At 41.6% G+C, this 18,158-nt stretch carries 9 protein-coding genes; 6 read left to right on the top strand and 3 right to left on the bottom strand.

Going from position 1 to position 18,158, the window contains the following annotated elements:
• Positions 1–30: 30 nt before the first annotated feature.
• Positions 31–1,383, bottom strand: coding sequence for an MFS transporter (locus tag ACFGVS_RS12300; RefSeq protein ID WP_439698844.1), 1,353 nt, complete (start codon positions 1,381–1,383; stop codon positions 31–33).
• 43 nt (positions 1,384–1,426) lie between these two features.
• On the bottom strand, positions 1,427–2,197 hold the full coding sequence (locus ACFGVS_RS12295) for a DUF6377 domain-containing protein (protein WP_439698843.1): 771 nt from the start codon (positions 2,195–2,197) through the stop codon (positions 1,427–1,429).
• A 324-nt stretch (positions 2,198–2,521) separates the two neighbouring features.
• On the opposite strand from ACFGVS_RS12295, the gene ACFGVS_RS12290 reads away from it, so the two are divergent.
• The 6 genes from ACFGVS_RS12290 (at position 2,522) to ACFGVS_RS12265 (ending at position 17,147) form a co-directional block, all read left to right on the top strand.
• Positions 2,522–3,511 (top strand): LacI family DNA-binding transcriptional regulator, encoded by a 990-nt coding sequence (locus ACFGVS_RS12290; RefSeq protein ID WP_439698842.1) that lies wholly within the window; start codon positions 2,522–2,524, stop codon positions 3,509–3,511.
• 236 nt (positions 3,512–3,747) lie between these two features.
• Complete coding sequence (locus tag ACFGVS_RS12285) at positions 3,748–5,358, top strand: DUF6377 domain-containing protein (protein ID WP_439698841.1); 1,611 nt, start codon at positions 3,748–3,750, stop codon at positions 5,356–5,358.
• A gap of 501 nt (positions 5,359–5,859) precedes the next feature.
• A complete protein-coding gene (locus tag ACFGVS_RS12280; protein ID WP_274212160.1) occupies positions 5,860–8,874 on the top strand; it encodes a SusC/RagA family TonB-linked outer membrane protein in 3,015 nt (1,004 codons plus the stop codon).
• A gap of 11 nt (positions 8,875–8,885) precedes the next feature.
• The gene (locus ACFGVS_RS12275) at positions 8,886–10,424 is read left to right on the top strand and encodes a RagB/SusD family nutrient uptake outer membrane protein (protein WP_090651177.1); all 1,539 of its coding nucleotides are present in this window, start codon (positions 8,886–8,888) and stop codon (positions 10,422–10,424) included.
• Between the two features lie 73 nt (positions 10,425–10,497).
• Positions 10,498–13,800, top strand: coding sequence for a VCBS repeat-containing protein (locus tag ACFGVS_RS12270; RefSeq protein WP_439698840.1), 3,303 nt, complete (start codon positions 10,498–10,500; stop codon positions 13,798–13,800).
• 71 nt (positions 13,801–13,871) lie between these two features.
• The gene (locus tag ACFGVS_RS12265) at positions 13,872–17,147 is read left to right on the top strand and encodes an FG-GAP repeat domain-containing protein (protein WP_439698839.1); all 3,276 of its coding nucleotides are present in this window, start codon (positions 13,872–13,874) and stop codon (positions 17,145–17,147) included.
• 7 nt (positions 17,148–17,154) lie between these two features.
• Here ACFGVS_RS12265 and ACFGVS_RS12260 read toward each other — a convergent pair whose 3' ends face one another.
• Positions 17,155–18,084: a hypothetical protein gene (locus tag ACFGVS_RS12260; protein WP_439698838.1), complete on the bottom strand. Its 930-nt coding sequence runs from the start codon at positions 18,082–18,084 to the stop codon at positions 17,155–17,157.
• Between the last annotated feature and the right edge of the window lie 74 nt (positions 18,085–18,158).

The raw sequence follows: 18,158 nt of genomic DNA, 5'->3' as shown, positions 1-18,158 counted from the left end.
ATGGGTTGATAAAAGAAGTTGTCCATATGGTTAATGCCCGGCCCCGGCTGGTACTACCACATCATCTGTAATGGTATCTTTTTTAATGCGTATGGTTGCTGCAGCTGCAATTAATAATAACACCCCTGCAAAAGTGATGGCATTTAAGGGGTTATCGCCCAGGAAATTTTTATAAATAAAGCCAAAGCTAATGGTTTGTAATATCATAGGTATGACAATCATCATGTTGATGATGCCCATATAAACGCCATACCGCTCTTTGGGGATGCTGCCTATTACCATAATGTAAGGTACGCCCATCATGCTGGCCCAGGCTATGCCAAAACCCACCATTGGTGCAAAAAGCAAATTTCTGTCGGTAAGGTGCGGGAATATCAGCAAGGCGGCACCGGCCATCAGCAGACAACCAATATGCACGTACTTGGCGCTGAACTTGTGTGCAAGCCAAACCAAACCAAACGCCGAACAAAAGGTAACTATATTATAAAATCCGTTTACCTTGCCCGCCCATACTACGGCCTGCTCATACAACTCTTTGTTACCATCGGGCGTGGTATGAAATACCGATTTAGCTATACTTAACGATACAAACTGCCAGTAGCAAAACATGGCATACCATTGAAACAGGTACACCAATGCCAGTTTCCACATAGTGCCGGGCATATCTTTAATAGCTGCAAAAATTTCTTTTACCGGTTCAAAAAGGCCTCTCTTCCTGCTCCTTAGTTCGGCCAATTCTGCTTCGGTAGGCGGGATCTCGGGCGTAGTGGTTACCGACCAGATGACCGAAACGATAGAGCATATGGCGCCCACAAAAAACGACCCGAAAACCCAGTAGGGGATACCCGACTGCCCGTCGCTGGTTTTTGTACTGCCCGATATAATGTTTTTAAAAAAACCAAGCGATAAGTTGGCCAGGGTAATACCCAGGCCAGTAAAAAAACTTTGTGTTAAAAAGCCAAAGGCCCGTTGCTTTTCGGGCAGTTTATCGGCTATAAAAGCCCGGTAAGGCTCCATGGCGGTATTATTGGCGGCGTCTAATATCCATAGTAAGCCAACAGCCATCCATAGCGCCCGGCTAAAGGGGAATGCAAAAAGGCAAAGGCTGCAAAAAATGGCTCCTATTAAAAAGAAAGGCTTACGCCGGCCCCAGCGCGGGTGCCATGTCCTGTCGCTCAGTGCACCAATAAGTGGCTGGATGAGCAAACCTGTCATTGGCCCTGCTAAATTGAGCAGCGGCAGGTCTTCGGGCCTGGCGTGCAGAAAGGTATATAGGGGATTTATAGCCGTTTGCTGAAGCCCGAAGCTATACTGGATACCAAAAAAACCGACATTCATGTTTATGATTTGCCAGAAACTTAAACGTGGTTTTAAAACGGACATGGATGGTTGTTAAATTGTGATGAGTTAAGAAAGTATAGCATATTTAAGCTGATTTCACATAACGGCCGGCTTCATCAAATGAAGCTTTAAACAAAGTAACCCCCTCCGTGTCATCGGCAGGCATATTAAGCCTGGCCTTGATGCGCATTTTATAAACGTAGATGGTATTGGCCGAATATTCTAAAATACCGGCTATGGTTTCGCAATCGGTAATGCCCAGTTTCATGAGGGCAAAAATGCGCAGTTCGGTATTTAACTGCCCGATGCGTTTGGGCCATATCTGGTCTTCCTTTTTCAGCATTGCGTTAAATTCCATAACAAAATTGGGGAAGGCTTTTAAAAAGTACTTGTCAAAGTCGCGGCAAAGCGATTTGCGTTCGTATTTAACGTCTATGTCATCAAAACATGGAAGTATATCACGGTAGTTTTTTACAGCTAAGTGGCGTTTTACGCTCCTGTGTAGTTTTTCAAATTTGGTAATATAGTTTGATACCAGGCAAACAAAGTGGCCTATATGATCGGCCTTGCTTTGCCCGTTTTGCTCTATTATTTCATTTAAACTAAGCAAGCGCGATTGCTGCTCTGCTATGATATCCTGCTGAAACTTTATTTGTTTTGATAATGCATAAGCTCTTAGTATACAGGCAGCCGATACCAATACCGATGTTGCCAGGGTTATAGCGATGCCGGTATTTATTTGCGGCATATGAAGCATAAACGCAGGAATATCTTTTAAAAAAAAGGCTCCGCTTATCTCTAAAATATGCGTATAGCAAAAAAATACAAAAACGGCGGCAGTATGGTGTATGCTCATCTCTTTGGTAATTTTGACTGACAAAAAAGGAAACCGGGTTATAATTGGTAATACTTTTTAAAAGTAGGCTTTAGCTTTCATGTTTTATACGCATAGCAAACAAAATAAGGTTTGTAATAACCTGCAAACGTTTGCGATAATGTTTGTTGTTGAAAAATAGTTAAGGAAATACCGTTTTAAGCGTTGGCTAAATGGAGTGATAAATTGAATATGGGTGTTGTTTAACAGGATAATAGCAATAAGCGGCACGGTTTAAAAGCAGGCACCTGAATTGAAACAAAAAAATGTACTACTTTTAATAACTGATTACCAACAGCCAATGCTATGCCCGATATAACTTTAAAAAAACTTGCCGAAATGCTTAATTTAAGTATCTCTACAGTTTCGCGGGCGCTAAAAGATCATCCGGATATCTCAAAAGAAACCAGGCAAAAGGTTAAGGAACTTGCTGCCGTTGCCGAATATGAGCCTAATACCTACGCCATTAACCTCAGGACCAACCAAAGCAGGGAATTGGCAGTAATTATACCAACAATAGCCAATGATTTTTACCAGTCGTTCATCAGTTCGCTTGAAGAAGAAGTGCGGTTGTATGGCTACTCGTTGATTATGCTGCAATCCGGCGACGACCCGCTCATTGAGCAACAAAACCTGAAACGGTGCAGGCAGGGGAGAGTGTCGGGCATATTTATCTCGATAACTACCAAAACTACAGATATCGGTAGCTTTCTTAAACAAGGCGACCACCCTATCCCCATTATTTTTTTTGATAAGGTGCCCGTGTTTGAAAATTGTATTAAAATATGTGTTGATGATGTAATGGCAGCAACTATAGCCGCCAAAACATTAATGGCTAAAAGCAAACAAAATATCCTGGGCGTTTTTGGAAATGAAGAGTTATCCATCACCAAAAAAAGGCTAAGCGCTTTTACCGAAACATTGGAGGAGGATAATCCCGGGGCCAGGTTAACCATTCATCATGCAAGTTCAATAAATGAATCTTTTAATGTTGTAATGAAGGCCTTACCCCATCAACAACCAGACGCTATTTTTTGCATGAGCGACGAGGTACTGATAGGGGTAATGAAAGCTATACAAACCCTGCAGTTACGTATACCCGGCGATGTTGGTGTTATAGCTATAAGCGAGGGCCAGGTACCTACATTTTATTACCCGCAAATTACCTTTATTGAAACCAGTGGCTTTAAGCTGGCAAAAAGCGCTTTTGTAAAAATGATGGCCTGCATAGCCGGAAGTACCGGTATGCAGGAAATAAAAATTAACGCTGTCCTTGTAGAAGGTGGTTCGCTTTAATATGCTGCACGGGCAGCACCGCAATATGCCCGTATGGTTTAATTATGTTAATAAAGTAAGCCATAAAGATTGCTCCTTTATATATCTTTGAGATATAAACCCGTAATTTCAATTTCATAGTAGTAAAATAAAAGAAGATCTGTACCGGACGCTGTTTTTATCGTTGCAGCTTACTTGAATATTGTTCTGTGAAGGGCGGGTTAGTTAATGTGTTTAAACCTTTGAATTATATAAGCATGAAGTATTTTTTCTGTTTCTTATTGTTATTAAGTTCTTTATCAACATTTGCATCTGATGCAACAAATAATTTACTTGAAGAATTAAAAACGGAGATTGGAAAAAAAGGTGCTTACGAGCGTATTAAGGAGTCGCGGATTAACAGGCTGAAATTATACAGGGCAAGGCTATCCAAAAATGATTATGATGGGCAGTTTTCTACATTAAACAGTATCTACAGCGAATATAAAGGCTACCAGTTTGATTCGGCATATGTTTATGTGGATAAGATGATAGCCTTAAGTAAACAACGTGGCGATAAGCAAGGCGAATATTACAGCTACGTTAAAATGGCTTTTATCCTGCTGTCATCGGGCATGTTTCACGAAGCTTTTGATTATTTGCATAAGGTTGATGTTAAGGTTTTGGAGACCCCGGCCAAAATTGACTATTATTTTTTTTTGGGCAGGTGTTATTACGATATAGCTAATTATAGTAACGACAAATATTTTACGCCCGGTTACATTACAGCGGGCAATAAATCTATCGATTCGGCCATATCTTTTTGCGGCGATGACTTTGTGAGCCGTAATTATCTGCTGGGTTTGCAAAAGCTGCAGGAACGTAACTACGTTCAGGGCAAAGTTTGGTTTGGTAAGCTGCTCGAAAAAAACATGGTAATAACCATGCACTTAAGGGCAATGGTTTCCTGCTCATTGGGAATGATTTACTTACAGGAAAATCAAAAAGAGGAGGGCATTAACCTGATGATCCAATCGGCCATCGCCGATATCAAATCTTCTACGCGCGAAACCGTTGCCCTTTATACCCTTGCCGACCTTTTATATAAAAAAGGAAATATAAAAGACGCCTATAGTTTTATACAATTGGCCAAAGCAGATGCCGATTTTTATGGAGCAAGGCAACGGAAAATCCAGATAGGATCAATATTGCCAATAATTGCCGCAGCCGAACTCAATAACTCCGAACATCAGAAAAACCGCTTTCTGATCCTATTGATTACGCTAACGGCCCTGGCCTTATTGGTGGTGTTTTTCCTGGTGATGATTGTTAAGCAGCTTAGAAAACTGAAAACTAAGGAAAAGATAATAGAAGGGAAAAATGCACAGCTTAATGATATAAATGGCAAACTCCTTGTAGATGCGAAGATTAAAGAAGAATATATCGGGCAGTTTTTTAAAGCGATATCGGGATATATACTAAAGCTCGAGAACCTCAAGGTATCTATCGAAGCTAAAATCTCGATGAAAAAGTACGATGCCATTACGCAGCTCATCAATAATATAGATATTAAAAAAGAGCGGGAGAATTTATACTATAGTTTTGACCATATTTTTGTGAAAATATTTCCAAACTTTATTAATGTATTTAACAGCCTGTTTGACGAAAAAGATCAGATTTGGCCACAGGAAGATGAGTTATTGAATACCGATTTAAGAATATTTGCGCTTATCAGAATGGGTATTGCTGATAACGATACTATTGCCAAAATATTAGAATATTCTGTGAATACCATCTACGTTTATAAAATGCGTATCAAAGCCAAATCGCTGCACCCCGAACAATTTGAGCAGCGCATCATGAACATCAAACCATTTGACATCAGTTAATTTTTTTAAGCTTTAATAGGTGTTTATGAAGTTTAAAAACTGCTTATCAGGTAATTTAGTACCAAAATTTGTTAAAATAGAGGTAATAAAAACTTTATATTTTTATCAGGGCATTGTTTTTTAAATGCCTGATAATAAGGAATATAAAAAATAAAAACAGCGAAAATGTTTATATAAATTTAAAATTATCCGCGTTTTACCAATCTTGTGTCCTACATCACATTTTTCTACTGCTTTAATAACTAAATTGCATAAGATTTTTAGGTGTAATATTATAAACCATTACATTTTCAGTAACCAGTATTGTTAGTTAGTTCTCAGTGACGCCATTTTGAATTGGTTTTAAACGAGAATTTTTAACGTTTAATTAAGTATTTTTTTCTCAAGATCTCAATTGAAAATACTTAAATATATGCGGGTCGCTAATTTGAAAGGTTATTTTTATCAGCCCAAAAAGTCTAAACCAGTTAATTAAACCAATTCAACTAAATCTCTGTAATTATGCAATTTAAACACTTACTCAAAGTATGTTTCTTTGCCGTAATTTATCTTTTCTCGGTGCCCGTTATGGCCCAGAATAAGATAATTACCGGAAAAGTAACTGACAAGAAAGATGGATCTCCGTTAATAGGGGTATCAGTTAAAACTTCATTAACCTCCCCGGGTGGCGCGATAACCAACACCGAGGGCGAATATCGTATTTCAGTTCCCGGGAACGCTACCGTTTTGGTATTAACCTATGTTGGCTATGTTAGTCAAACTGTTAATATTGATGGCCGCACAACAGTTAATGTTACGATGGATGCTTCCAGTAAAGCATTGAACGAGGTTGTAGTTATAGGATACGGATCGCAAAGAGTAAAGGATGCAACAGGTTCTGTTGCTTCGTTAAGCACTAAGGATTTCAACAAGGGTGTTATTGCAACACCTGAACAATTGTTACAAGGTAGAATTGCCGGTGTACAGGTTACTCCTTCAAGTGGCGAGCCAGGTGCCGGTGCAACTATTAACATCCGTGGCGCAAGTTCTATCCGTTCAAGTAATAATCCGTTATACGTAGTGGATGGTGTTCCTCTTGATAACGGTGGCACAGCAGGTGGTTATGATAGCGGCGCAGGTAGTTCTTCAGCCCGTAACCCTTTAGCCTTTATTAATCCTGCCGATATCGAGAATATCAGTATATTAAAAGATGCATCCTCTGCTGCTATTTATGGTTCGCGCGGTGCAAACGGCGTTATTTTAATTACAACCCGTAAGGGCCGTAAAGGTGCAGGTATTCAATTTGGCGCAAGTACAAGCGTTTCCAATGCGGCAAAACGTTATGACTTGCTTGGCAGGGAAGATTTCCTGACAGCCGTTGCGAGTGTTGGTGCGGACGCTACTTCGGTTGATTACAAAGGCAACACCAACTGGCAAGATCAAATTTTGAGAACAGCTATTTCTCAAAACTATAACATAGCATTTGGCGGGGCTAATAACACAGGTAATTACCGTTTTTCTGCAGGATATGATGATCAGCAAGGTATCGTGAAAAAAACCGATTTAAAGCGTTTTAATGCACGTTTAAATGCTTCTCAATCATTATTTAGCGGCCGTATCAAGTTCGATCTGCAATCGTTGTATTCAAATGTAAAGGATCAGTTTGCGCCTATCACCAATAACGCCGGTTTTAACGGAAGCTTAATAGGTGCTGCTTTGCAAACTAACCCTACTATACCTGTTTATGACGATAAGGGAAGGTATTTTGATATCAACGGATACGATGACCAGGGATTTCCGAAAAATAACAGTTTCAGAAACCCTGTATCAATGCTTAACCAGATAGATGACAGGGACAATATTAACCGTTTTCTTAACAACCTAACGCTTACTGTAAGACTTGTACAGGGCTTAACATATAAGGGAAATATAGGGCTGGATCTTTCCCGTGGTTTAAGAAAAACATTTTATGATCCAACAATAGTTGGTTTTACAGATCAAACCAACATCAGGGATTTTAATGTACCGTCTGCTACCGGTAATGGCCGGGGTATTCTGCAGCATACCGAACTTACCAGTATTATTACCGAACACACGTTAAACTACGAAAAGAAGTTTTCTGATAATAGTAGTTTAACTGCATTGGCCGGTTATTCATATTCAAACTATAAAAACTACAGCCGTAACGATTTTGGCTGGGGAACTGCAACTTCTGGCCAGTTTGTTAAAAACTACAATGATTTCAAAAATCATTTAGCTTACCCGGTTGGTGATAGTAGTAGTTACAGGTTACAATCGTTTTTTGCACGTGTTAACTACTCATATAAAGATAAATATATCTTAACAGGTACACTCAGAAGAGACGGTTCAAGCCGTTTTGGCAACAATCATAAATATGGTAATTTTCCGGCGTTGGCAGCAAAATGGCGTATCAGCAATGAAAGCTTTGCTCCCAAAGGAATATTTGACGATTTAAGTCTTAGGTTGAATTATGGACAAACAGGTAACCAGGAGTTTCCGTCATATGCATCGCTTGCTTTAAGGCAACTTAATTATTACGGTACATCAAGCACGCCGCTAAATGCTGCAAACCCCGATTTGAAATGGGAAACCCAAACAGCATATGGCGCCGGCATAGACTTTAGCATACTTAACGGCAGGATATCTGGTACGGTTGATTATTTTAATAAATCTCAAAAAAACCTCCTTTTCTTACAGGATTTAGCACAGCCAGCTGCCAGTACAAGGTATTGGGTTAATTTGCCAGGTAACGTGCGTAACACAGGTGTAGAAGTAGGTTTGCTTTTGCAAGCTGTTCAGGGTAAAAAATTCAGCTGGGATATTAATTATAACATGACGTTTGTTAAAAACCGCATCGAAAACTTTGGTAACCGCAACGTAATAACCGGTAACATAGATGGCCAGGGCTTATCCGGTGCATATGCACAGTTTTTCGGAAACGGATATCCGTTGTATGAGTTTAACGTATCTCAATATAATGGCTTGGACGCTAATGGATTTGGTATCTATCCAAATGGTATTGATGCGGCAACACCTCATGGTAGCCCGCTTCCAACCTTCCTTGCTGGTATCAATAACACTTTTACATATGGTAACTGGATGCTAAGTTTCTTCCTGAATGCACAAACAGGCTTTTATATTTACAATAACACAGCCAACGCATTCTTTTACAAAGGTAACCTTGTTAGCGGCCGTAACGTGACAAAAGCAGTTGCTTCAACCAATGAAAATCCTTTAAACTCTGGCGAAGTATCATCACGCTTCCTGGAAAAAGGCGATTTTTTAAGAATGAGCAACGCTTCCCTGGGTTACACATTCCCGGTTAAGCGAATGGCAATCAAATCACTGCGTGTTGCAGTCACCGGCCAAAATCTTTTCCTGATAACCGGTTATAGTGGCCTTGACCCGGAAATTAATACCAATAAGGAACGAAATGGTGTGCCTTCAAGAGGGATAGATTATACTTCTTATCCAAGCGCACGCACATTTACATTAAGTTTAAATGCAAGTTTTTAATATAAATTAGTATGAAAAAAATTACATCAATAGCAGTTACCTGTAGTCTCCTACTTTTGAGCACTATGGGCTGCAAAAAGTTAGACGAGACCGTTTACGGTTCCAAGTCTATTGACAATGGCGGAGCGGCAAGCGCTGCCGATCTTAACGGCGTTTATTCACAATTATTCGGACAATCAGATCAGGCAAATACTTATGCTCTACAAGAGCATCCTACAGACGAAATGATGGGGCCGACACGTGGTACCGATTGGGGAGACTTTGGTACGTGGCGCAAACTTCACACGCATACCTGGACACCATCGCACAACCAGGTTAATGATACCTGGGACCAATTAAATATCGGTGTGTTTCGTGCTACGCAGGTTATTTCAAGAGCAACTACAGACCAGATTAAGGCTGAAGCCAGCTTTTTGCGTGCATACTTTATGTTCCAGATAGTTGACTTGTATGGCCAGGCCCCTTTTCGCGATCCCAATGCTTCAAACTCGTCTATTCCTAAAGTTTACAGCCGCTCAGAAGCTACCGCATTTATTATAGCCGACCTGGAGTTTGCGGAATCAAAATTAGGTGCGTCTGCCAATATCGGCATTGCCAGCAAAGCCGCAGCAGAGGCGCTTTTAGCCAAAGTTTATTTAAATAAAGCTGTTTATACAGCAACTACAGTTGGCGGGCCCTTTACGTTTGCAAAAGCCGATATGGATAAAGTTATTGAGTATGCAAACAAAGTTACTGCTGCTGGTTATTCTTTGGAACCGGCCGGCAAATACTTCCAGGACTTTGCCTGGGATAACACTACTCAATCGCATGAAAACATCTTTGGTATCTATAATACAGTAGATAAAGTACAAGGCTCGGCCAAAAATCGTTGGAAGATGGGCTTGCATTACAACCAAACACCAGATGGATGGAATGGCTTTACTACGCTGGCCGATTTTTACAAATCATTTGAAGCTACAGACGAGCGTAGAGGTGTTGATTATCCGGGACTTACCGACAAAGTTGGTTTGAGAGCAGGGTTTGCTGTTGGTCAGCAATATGGCCCTAAGGGTGTAGCTTTAAAGCAACGCGGTGGAAAACCACTTGTTTTTACTCCCGATGTAAATCTAAATTATTCAACAGAAGCACAAGGTATCAGGGTATTCAAATATTTTCCGCACCCGAATGCTGACGGAACAGTTACCGACAGCGGCGAAGATAATGACTATGTAATATTACGTTACGCCGATGTTATGCTTGAGAAAGCAGAAGCCATTATGCGTGGTGGTACCGATCCAAGCGGGCAAACTGCACTGGCTATCGTAAACGCTATTCGCGTACCGCGCGGAGCTACTCCATTGGCAAGTGTTGATGCTGCAGCTATGCTGGCCGAACGTGGCCGCGAACTTTATTACGAAGGTTGGAGAAGGAATGACCTGATCCGTTTTGAAAAATTCAATGATCCGGTTGATCAGCGTCCGTTAAAGACAGATAAATCAAAAACTTTGTACCCTATCCCTCAGCGTGCTGTGGATACCAACCCTAATCTTAAACAAAATCCAGGTTATTAATATATTGGGGTTTATTTGATTTATAACAGAACGTAGCGGAAATTTTCCGCTACGTTTGTTTTTTGCTGATGATATGATGCTATTTAAAAAGTGGTCTTTTGTTTTTGCAGGAGTTGTGTTATTATGGAGTTGTAACGGTGGCCAAAAAAGCACGTTGTTTTCATTACAACCCAACGATGAAACAGGCATAACTTTTATTAACCAGTTAACCGATCAGGACCGCACCAACGTATTTAGCTACCGCAACTATTATAACGGCGGCGGCGTTGCCATTGGCGATGTTAATAACGATGGGCTTAATGATGTTTACCTTACTTCAAATACCGGGGGTAACCAGCTTTTTATAAATAAAGGCAACTGGAAATTTGAAAACGTTACAGCCAAAGCAGGTGTAAAAGGCACCAAATACTGGAGCACCGGCGCAACCATGGTTGATATTAATGGCGATGGCTGGCTGGATATTTATGTTTGCCACAGCGGCAACGCCCGTGGTAAAGAAAAAGGGAACGAATTATTTATTAACCAGCACAATGGCACGTTTAAAGAGGAGGCCGAAAAATATGGCCTGGTAGATAATGGTTTATCAACCCAGGCCATATTTTTTGACTATGATAACGATGGCGACCTGGATTGCTTTGTGTTGAATAACTCGTTCAGGCCAATTGGCTCTTTTGATTTTAGCAAAAACCTGCGCGAGGTGGTTGACCCCTTGGGCGGCGCTCGTTTGTACCGTAATGATGGCGGCCATTTTACCAATGTAACGCAACAGGCAGGCATTTTTTCAAGCGATATAGGTTTTGGGCTTGGGATATCTGTGGCCGATGTTAACCAGGATGGTTACCCGGATATTTATGTATCAAACGATTTTTTTGAACGCGATTACCTCTACATTAATCAAAAAAACGGAACTTTTAAAGAGGATATCCAGAGTGAGACGGGGCACCTGAGCCTGGCCTCGATGGGATCGGACATTGCCGATATCAATAATGATGGGCAGTATGATATTTTCACTACCGAAATGCTGCCCGAAGGCGATAAGCGCCTCAAAAAAATGACCTCGTTTGAATCGTACGATGTGATTAAGGCTAAACAGCACGATGGCTATTATAATCAGTACATGCAAAATTGCCTGCAGGTAAATAATGGTGATGGAACGTTTTCCGAAACTGCTTTTTACTCAGGCATAGCCGCTACCGATTGGAGCTGGGGCGCGCTGATGTTTGATATGGATAACGACGGTTGGAAAGATATTTTTATCTCCAACGGAATTTATAAAGACCTTACCGACCAGGATTATATCGAATTTTTGGGCAACCGCGATAATATGGCCAAGATAGCCGAAGGTCGTAAAAAGTTTGATTTTAAGGATTTTACAGATAAAATGGTATCAACGCCTTTGTCAAATTACGCCTACCTCAATAACCACAACCTCACATTCAGCAATAAGGCAGCCGATTTTGGTTTGGATAAGCCTTCCTTCAGCAACGGCGCCGCCTATGCCGATCTGGATAACGATGGTGATAATGACCTGGTGGTTAATAACGTAAATATGCCCGTATACGTTTATAAAAGTAATGCCGAAAAATATGGCAATCATCGTATTCAACTAAAACTAAAAGGCACCGGGTTAAATACCTTTGGCGTAGGTACAACCATCAAAGCCTTTATGAAAGGCAGCGCGCTTATTTATTACAACCAGCCTACCCGTGGTTTTCAAAGCTGCACATCGCCCAATTTGCTTACTATTGGTATAGGTAAGTATAAACAGGTCGATTCGCTCCAGGTAATCTGGCCGGGCGGTAAATACCAGCTCGTTAAAAATCTTAAAGGCGATAGCGTTTATACATGCAAACAAGTCAACGCAAATTTGAATTATAACTGGAACAAGCCGATAATTAAATCATTATTTGCCGATGTAACCAAAGCTGTGTTTGATAGCATCCCCAAACACAAGGAAGATGACTTTATCGATTTTGATAACGAGCGGCTAATGCTGCAAATGCTGTCAACCGAAAACCCTTACATGGCAAGCGCCGATGTAAATGGCGATGGCTTAACTGATTTTTATTTTGGCAGTTCCAAAAACGGGGCGGCGGCCATCTACATACAACAAAAAAACGGCAGTTTTAAACAAACCATCCCCGATGATTTAGCTAAACAAAACTACCTTGAAAATGCTGGTGCCGTATTTGCCGATTTTGACGGCGATGGCGACCAGGATCTCATCATTGGGGTAGGGGGCAATGCCGATGAAGCAGGTACACCTGTATATTTCCCCCGGTTTTATGAAAACGATGGCAAAGGAAACTTCCATCGTGATGCAAGCCGTACATTACATGCAGCGGTTAATGCTTCGATGATCGTATCGGCAGATTATGATGGCGATGGCCACCCCGATTTATTTATTGGTGGCAGGAGTGTGCCCGGGCTTTACGGCTGTTCACCACAATCATATGTTTTTCATAATGATGGTAATGGCCATTTCACCGATGTATCTGCTTCGGTATTAGGCAAGGATACCAAACTGGGCATGGTTACATCGGCCAAATGGGCCGACCTGGATAAAGATGGTTACCCCGATTTAATTGTAGCCGGTGACTGGATGGGCATCCGCATTTTCAGGAACAACAAAGGTAAATTTACTGAAGATACGCAACTGGCAAATTACAAAGGTTGGTGGAGCAGCCTGGAAGTAGCCGATGTGGATGGTGATGGCCACTTGGATATTATTGGCGGCAACATCGGGTTAAACTCCAAATTCAGGGCATCGTTTACCGAGCCGATGAAGATTTATATTAAAGATTTTGATAACAATGGCACAAAAGAATGCGTAACATCCATGTACCGCAGCGATGATATCAGCTATGTTTTTCATATGAAGCCCGATTTGGTTGGGCAACTGCCGATATTGAAAAAACGCTTCCTGCAATATGTTGATTATGCCGGTAAACCTTTTAATGAAGTATTTACCCCCGAGATGCTGGAAGGTGCCGAAACCCACGAGATGAACTTTTTAGCATCGGCCGTATTTTTAAATAACGGCAAAAAATTTACCTGTAAATTGCTGCCTGCCGACGCACAGTTATCCATGGTGAACACCATTTTGTGCGATGATATGGGTAGCGCCGGTAACACTAAAATAATTTTAGCCGGCAATTTTTATGGCTTTAAGCCCGAGATAGGCCGGCTTGATGCCAACCGCGGCCTGGTTTATCAATATAACAAAAATGGCTTTACCTATCTGCCTCCGGTAAAAACAGGGTTTGATTTACGTGGACAGGTGCGGTCGTCGCTGGTTATCGAAAATTCATCGGGAGGCAAATACTACTTGTTTGGCATCAATGACGAACCTTTAAAAGCTTATAAACTCCGTTAATATTCAAAATGTTGTTTTACAAAATATACAGATCATTGCCGGCGAAGTTTTTGTTGTGGAGCTGTTTTATTGTGACGGTTTTCTTATCGGCCTGCAAACCTAAAAAGGCGGGCGAGGGCGTTTTTAAGTTATTACCTGCTAATGAAACCGGGTTGAATTTTGTAAACAAAAATATCGTTTCCGATTCTGTTAACATTCTCGATTACCTGTATTTCTACAACGGCGCGGGTGTAGCTGCTGCCGATTTTAATAACGATGGCCTGCAGGATTTGTATTTTGTATCTAACCAGGGCTCCAATAAACTTTACCTTAACAAAGGGAAATTAAAGTTTCAGGATATTACCGCCAAAGCGGGCGTAGCGGGTACAGGTAACTGGAAAACCGGCGTAACAGTTGTTGATATCAATGGCGATGGGCTTAAAGATATTTATGTATCGGTAGTATCGGGCTATAAAGGCTTTAAAGGTAAAAATCAGCTTTACATTAACAACGGCGATTTGACGTTTACCGAATCTGCCGCCAAATACGGGCTCGATTTTGCGGGCTTCTCCACCCAGGTTTCTTTTTTTGATTATGATAAAGATGGCGATCTGGATATGTTCCTGCTTACTTCATCGGTACATAGCAACGATACCTATGGCGATTCTACCCTAAGGTTTAAGTACAGCCACGATGCAGGCGACCATCTTTTCAGGAACGATAGCGGCCACTTTACCGATGTTACTGCCAAATCGGGCATTTACAGCGCCCCGATAGGCTATGGCCTTGGCCTTAGTATTGGCGATTTGAACAATGATGGCTGGGACGATATTTATGTTAGCAACGATTTTTTTGAACAGGATTATTACTATATCAACCAGCACGATGGCACTTTTAAGGAACAGCTAAAAAGTGCTTTTGGCCATACCAGCCTCTTCTCGATGGGGAATACCATCAGCGATATCAATAAGGACGGCCACCTGGACGTGCTCACCACCGATATGTTGCCCGAGGATTTGAAAGCGCTGCGGTCGACCATAAATGACGAGCCGCTGGATATTTACAACCAGGAAGTTAATGCCGGTTATTACTATCAGTATTCAAAAAATTGCCTGCAGCTTAATGTTGGTAACGGCAACAAATTTGTTGATATGAGCTTATACAGTGGGGTATCGGCTACCGATTGGACGTGGTCGCCCCTGGTGCAGGATTTTGATATGGATGGCCGCAAGGATATGTTTTTTAGCAACGGAATAAAAAAACGCCTTAACGATATGGATTACCTGAAATACCTGGGCAATCCTGAAGTGATGCAGGAATACAAAACCAGCCGGGTATTTGATAAGGATAAAATTAATATGATGCCTGATGGTGCAGTGCACAACTTTTTTTACCACGGTGATGACCTGCTAAAATTCACCGATGCATCTTTTAACAACGATATGCAAAAGCCCTCTATCTCGGCGGGCTCGGTAGCCGTCGATCTGGATAATGACGGCGACCTGGAGATTGTAACCAACAACATGGATGAGCAGGCTTACATTTACAATAATACCACCATGGAAGGTAGGGGGAAAGATAACCCGGCATATTTGAAATATGCTGTTAAATATACCAAAGCTAATCCGGATGGTATTGGTACCAGGTTTTTCCTGAAATCGGGTAAGCAACTGGACCACCAGGAAATTCAAACCAGTAATGCTTATGCGAGCAACCTGAGCAGCGAGTTGCTTTTTACCTTTCTGCCGGGCGATAAGCCGCAGGAAATGTTGGTAATATGGCCGGATAACAGCTGGCAGTTGATAAGGGATTTTAAGCCGGGCACTAAAACAGTAATAAAATTTGACAGCGACCAAACGCAATCAACCGGCGACGTGTCGTCGGTTATAAATACATTTATCAGTAATAAGCAGCCCTTTGATTATACGCCGGTTCAGGCGAAGTTATTGGCAAGGTTAAAGCCTTTTGATACGCCCGATTTTAATTACTATTCATTGTTGCCGCATACTTATTTGCCGCATACACCTGCGGTTGCCGTGGCCGATGTTAATGGCGATGGTATTGATGATATTTACGTGGGCGGCTTTGCCGGCGAAGAAAAATACCTGCTGGCTGGCGACAAAAGCGGCGGCTACAACAAAGTAGCGGTACCTGAATTTAACCAGGTTAAAGATTACGGCGATGGACAGGCTGTTTGGGCCGATGTTAATAATGATGGCAAACCCGATTTACTGGTGATTAGCACCAATCACCCCTTACAGGAAAGTGATAAGTTGCTGCCGCCACGTTTGTACATTAACAAAGGAAATTTCCGGTTCGAGTATAAGGCATTACCCAAAATAGTTAATCAAACTGCTAAAATAGCCGTGTTTGATTTTAATGGAGATGGACGGAATGATGTTTTATTAACGGGCAGCATTTCTTATACCAACTATACCGCACCGCGCCCGTCGACCATTTTGATTAACAAGGGTAATGGAAATTTCGAGGTGAGTCATGATAAACAGTACAATGATATTACTGCCATTCAGTACGTAACGGATATAGTTACAGCCGATATTGACCACAATGGTAAACCCGATTTGGTAATCACCGCCGAGTGGCAACCCATACAGCTATTTTTGAATGATGGCAAAAAGCTGAGTAAATTTTCATCACCGGTGCTGGAAGCCCAAAAGGGCTGGTGGCAATCGGTAATGGTGGCCGATGTGGATGGCGATGGCAAAGTCGACCTGGTAGCAGGTAATTGGGGAACCAACAATAAATACAATGTATCGGCAGAACAGCCCTTGTATGCTTACAATAGCGATTTGGATAAAGATGGTAAAAACGATTTGATACTATCCTATTGTGTAAAAGGACAATACTATCCATTTCGCCCTAAAAACGATTTGGAGCAGGAGCTGCCTTATCTGAAAAAGGAATGGCTGAGCTACCAAAAAATGGCCGATAAAACCACCGCCGAAATATTTAAAGATAAACTGGATGAAGAAAACCGTTTAACCGCCAATCAGTTCAGCAGTATTTTTGTGAGCGATGTGCTGCATGCCACCAAATTTGAGCCCTTGCCTTATCAATACCAGCAGGCGCCCATTCGGTCAATTATGCGTGCGAATAATAAAGCCGGGGATTTGCTGTTGAATGGCAACTTTTGGGGCGTGGTACCTTACGAAGGTAAGTACGATGCGTTAGGCCTGGTTGGTCTGCACTATGATAAAAATCAAAAACAGTTTTCGGCACCCGGCTATATGGTGAACGCGGCCTTTAATTTCCAGGAGCTCCCGTTCATCAGTACTATAAAAAGGGCCACGTCTACCAATTACCTCATCGTCACTTATGATGGCAGGCTGATATTGGTTACTCAATAATTATCCTTTAAAATATGGGGTAGTATATTTTGGTAACCCATTTAGCAGTGTCCTTTTCAAGGTACCTATCGGTCACCATCGATTCAAAAGGCATGGCAGGAGCTACCAGTTTATGATCTTTCATGTACATTCTTACTTCTTCAAAGGCATCGTTTACCGTATTGGGGCCGCCCTTTACATCGGCTATCAGTAAGTTGCCACCCATTACCAGGTTGTTGATAATCGATCCTTTGCCCGGCGTTATTTTTTTATCAATGGGGATAGCATAGCTAACCTGGTATTCTTTACTGCCCACCTGGGTGATATTCAACATCGGGAAATTTGTCATTTTGGCCCCTTTGGCTATAGCTTCCTTTTTCAGGTTTTCGATACTGCTATAGATGCTTTGCATGTCGGGGTAGGTGGCTGTGCTTGCAGTTTTGGTTAGTAAAAATGGATCTGTTACTTTATTTATGTAAATTTTATAACCGTAGGCATTTTTCTGATCTTCTAAAAATGTTTTGAAGCGGGCTAAAACCTGCCCGGTTTTATTTTGCAGGTCGCGCGCGGCAAAATATTCTGTTACCCGTTGTGCCGGGTTCATGCTGCTTTGTTTTTTGCCCACCAAAGTTACTTTTGCCGAAAAATCTCCCGCTAAATAATTAATATCAGCATTAATTTTAAAACTGCCCTGCTGCAAATCCAAATTTACACCGCCGTTGGTGGTTTTATTGATGGTGAGCTGTACCCCATCATAAGCAAACTGGTTTTCATTGATTTTTGTGCCAGGCCACCATTTGTCCCAACGTTGTTGATGGGTAAGGAATTTGGCCACTACGCCATCCGATGTTTCAATGGTTAACTGGTTGTTGATAGTCAGGTTAGATGGGATAAGCAAATATATGGCTGCTGTGATAACTACAACAGCGGCAAAAATTATCAGTACGGTTTTCTTCATTTGGGTTATAAAGGGGCGTCCAAATTTAAAGATAAAGGACCAATGCGCGGCATTCGAAACGCAAATAAGCGATG

The organism is Mucilaginibacter sediminis (assembly GCF_051903035.1).
In the GTDB taxonomy this organism is placed as follows: Bacteria; Bacteroidota; Bacteroidia; order Sphingobacteriales; family Sphingobacteriaceae; genus Mucilaginibacter.
This window is presented reverse-complemented; position numbering and strand designations above follow the sequence as displayed.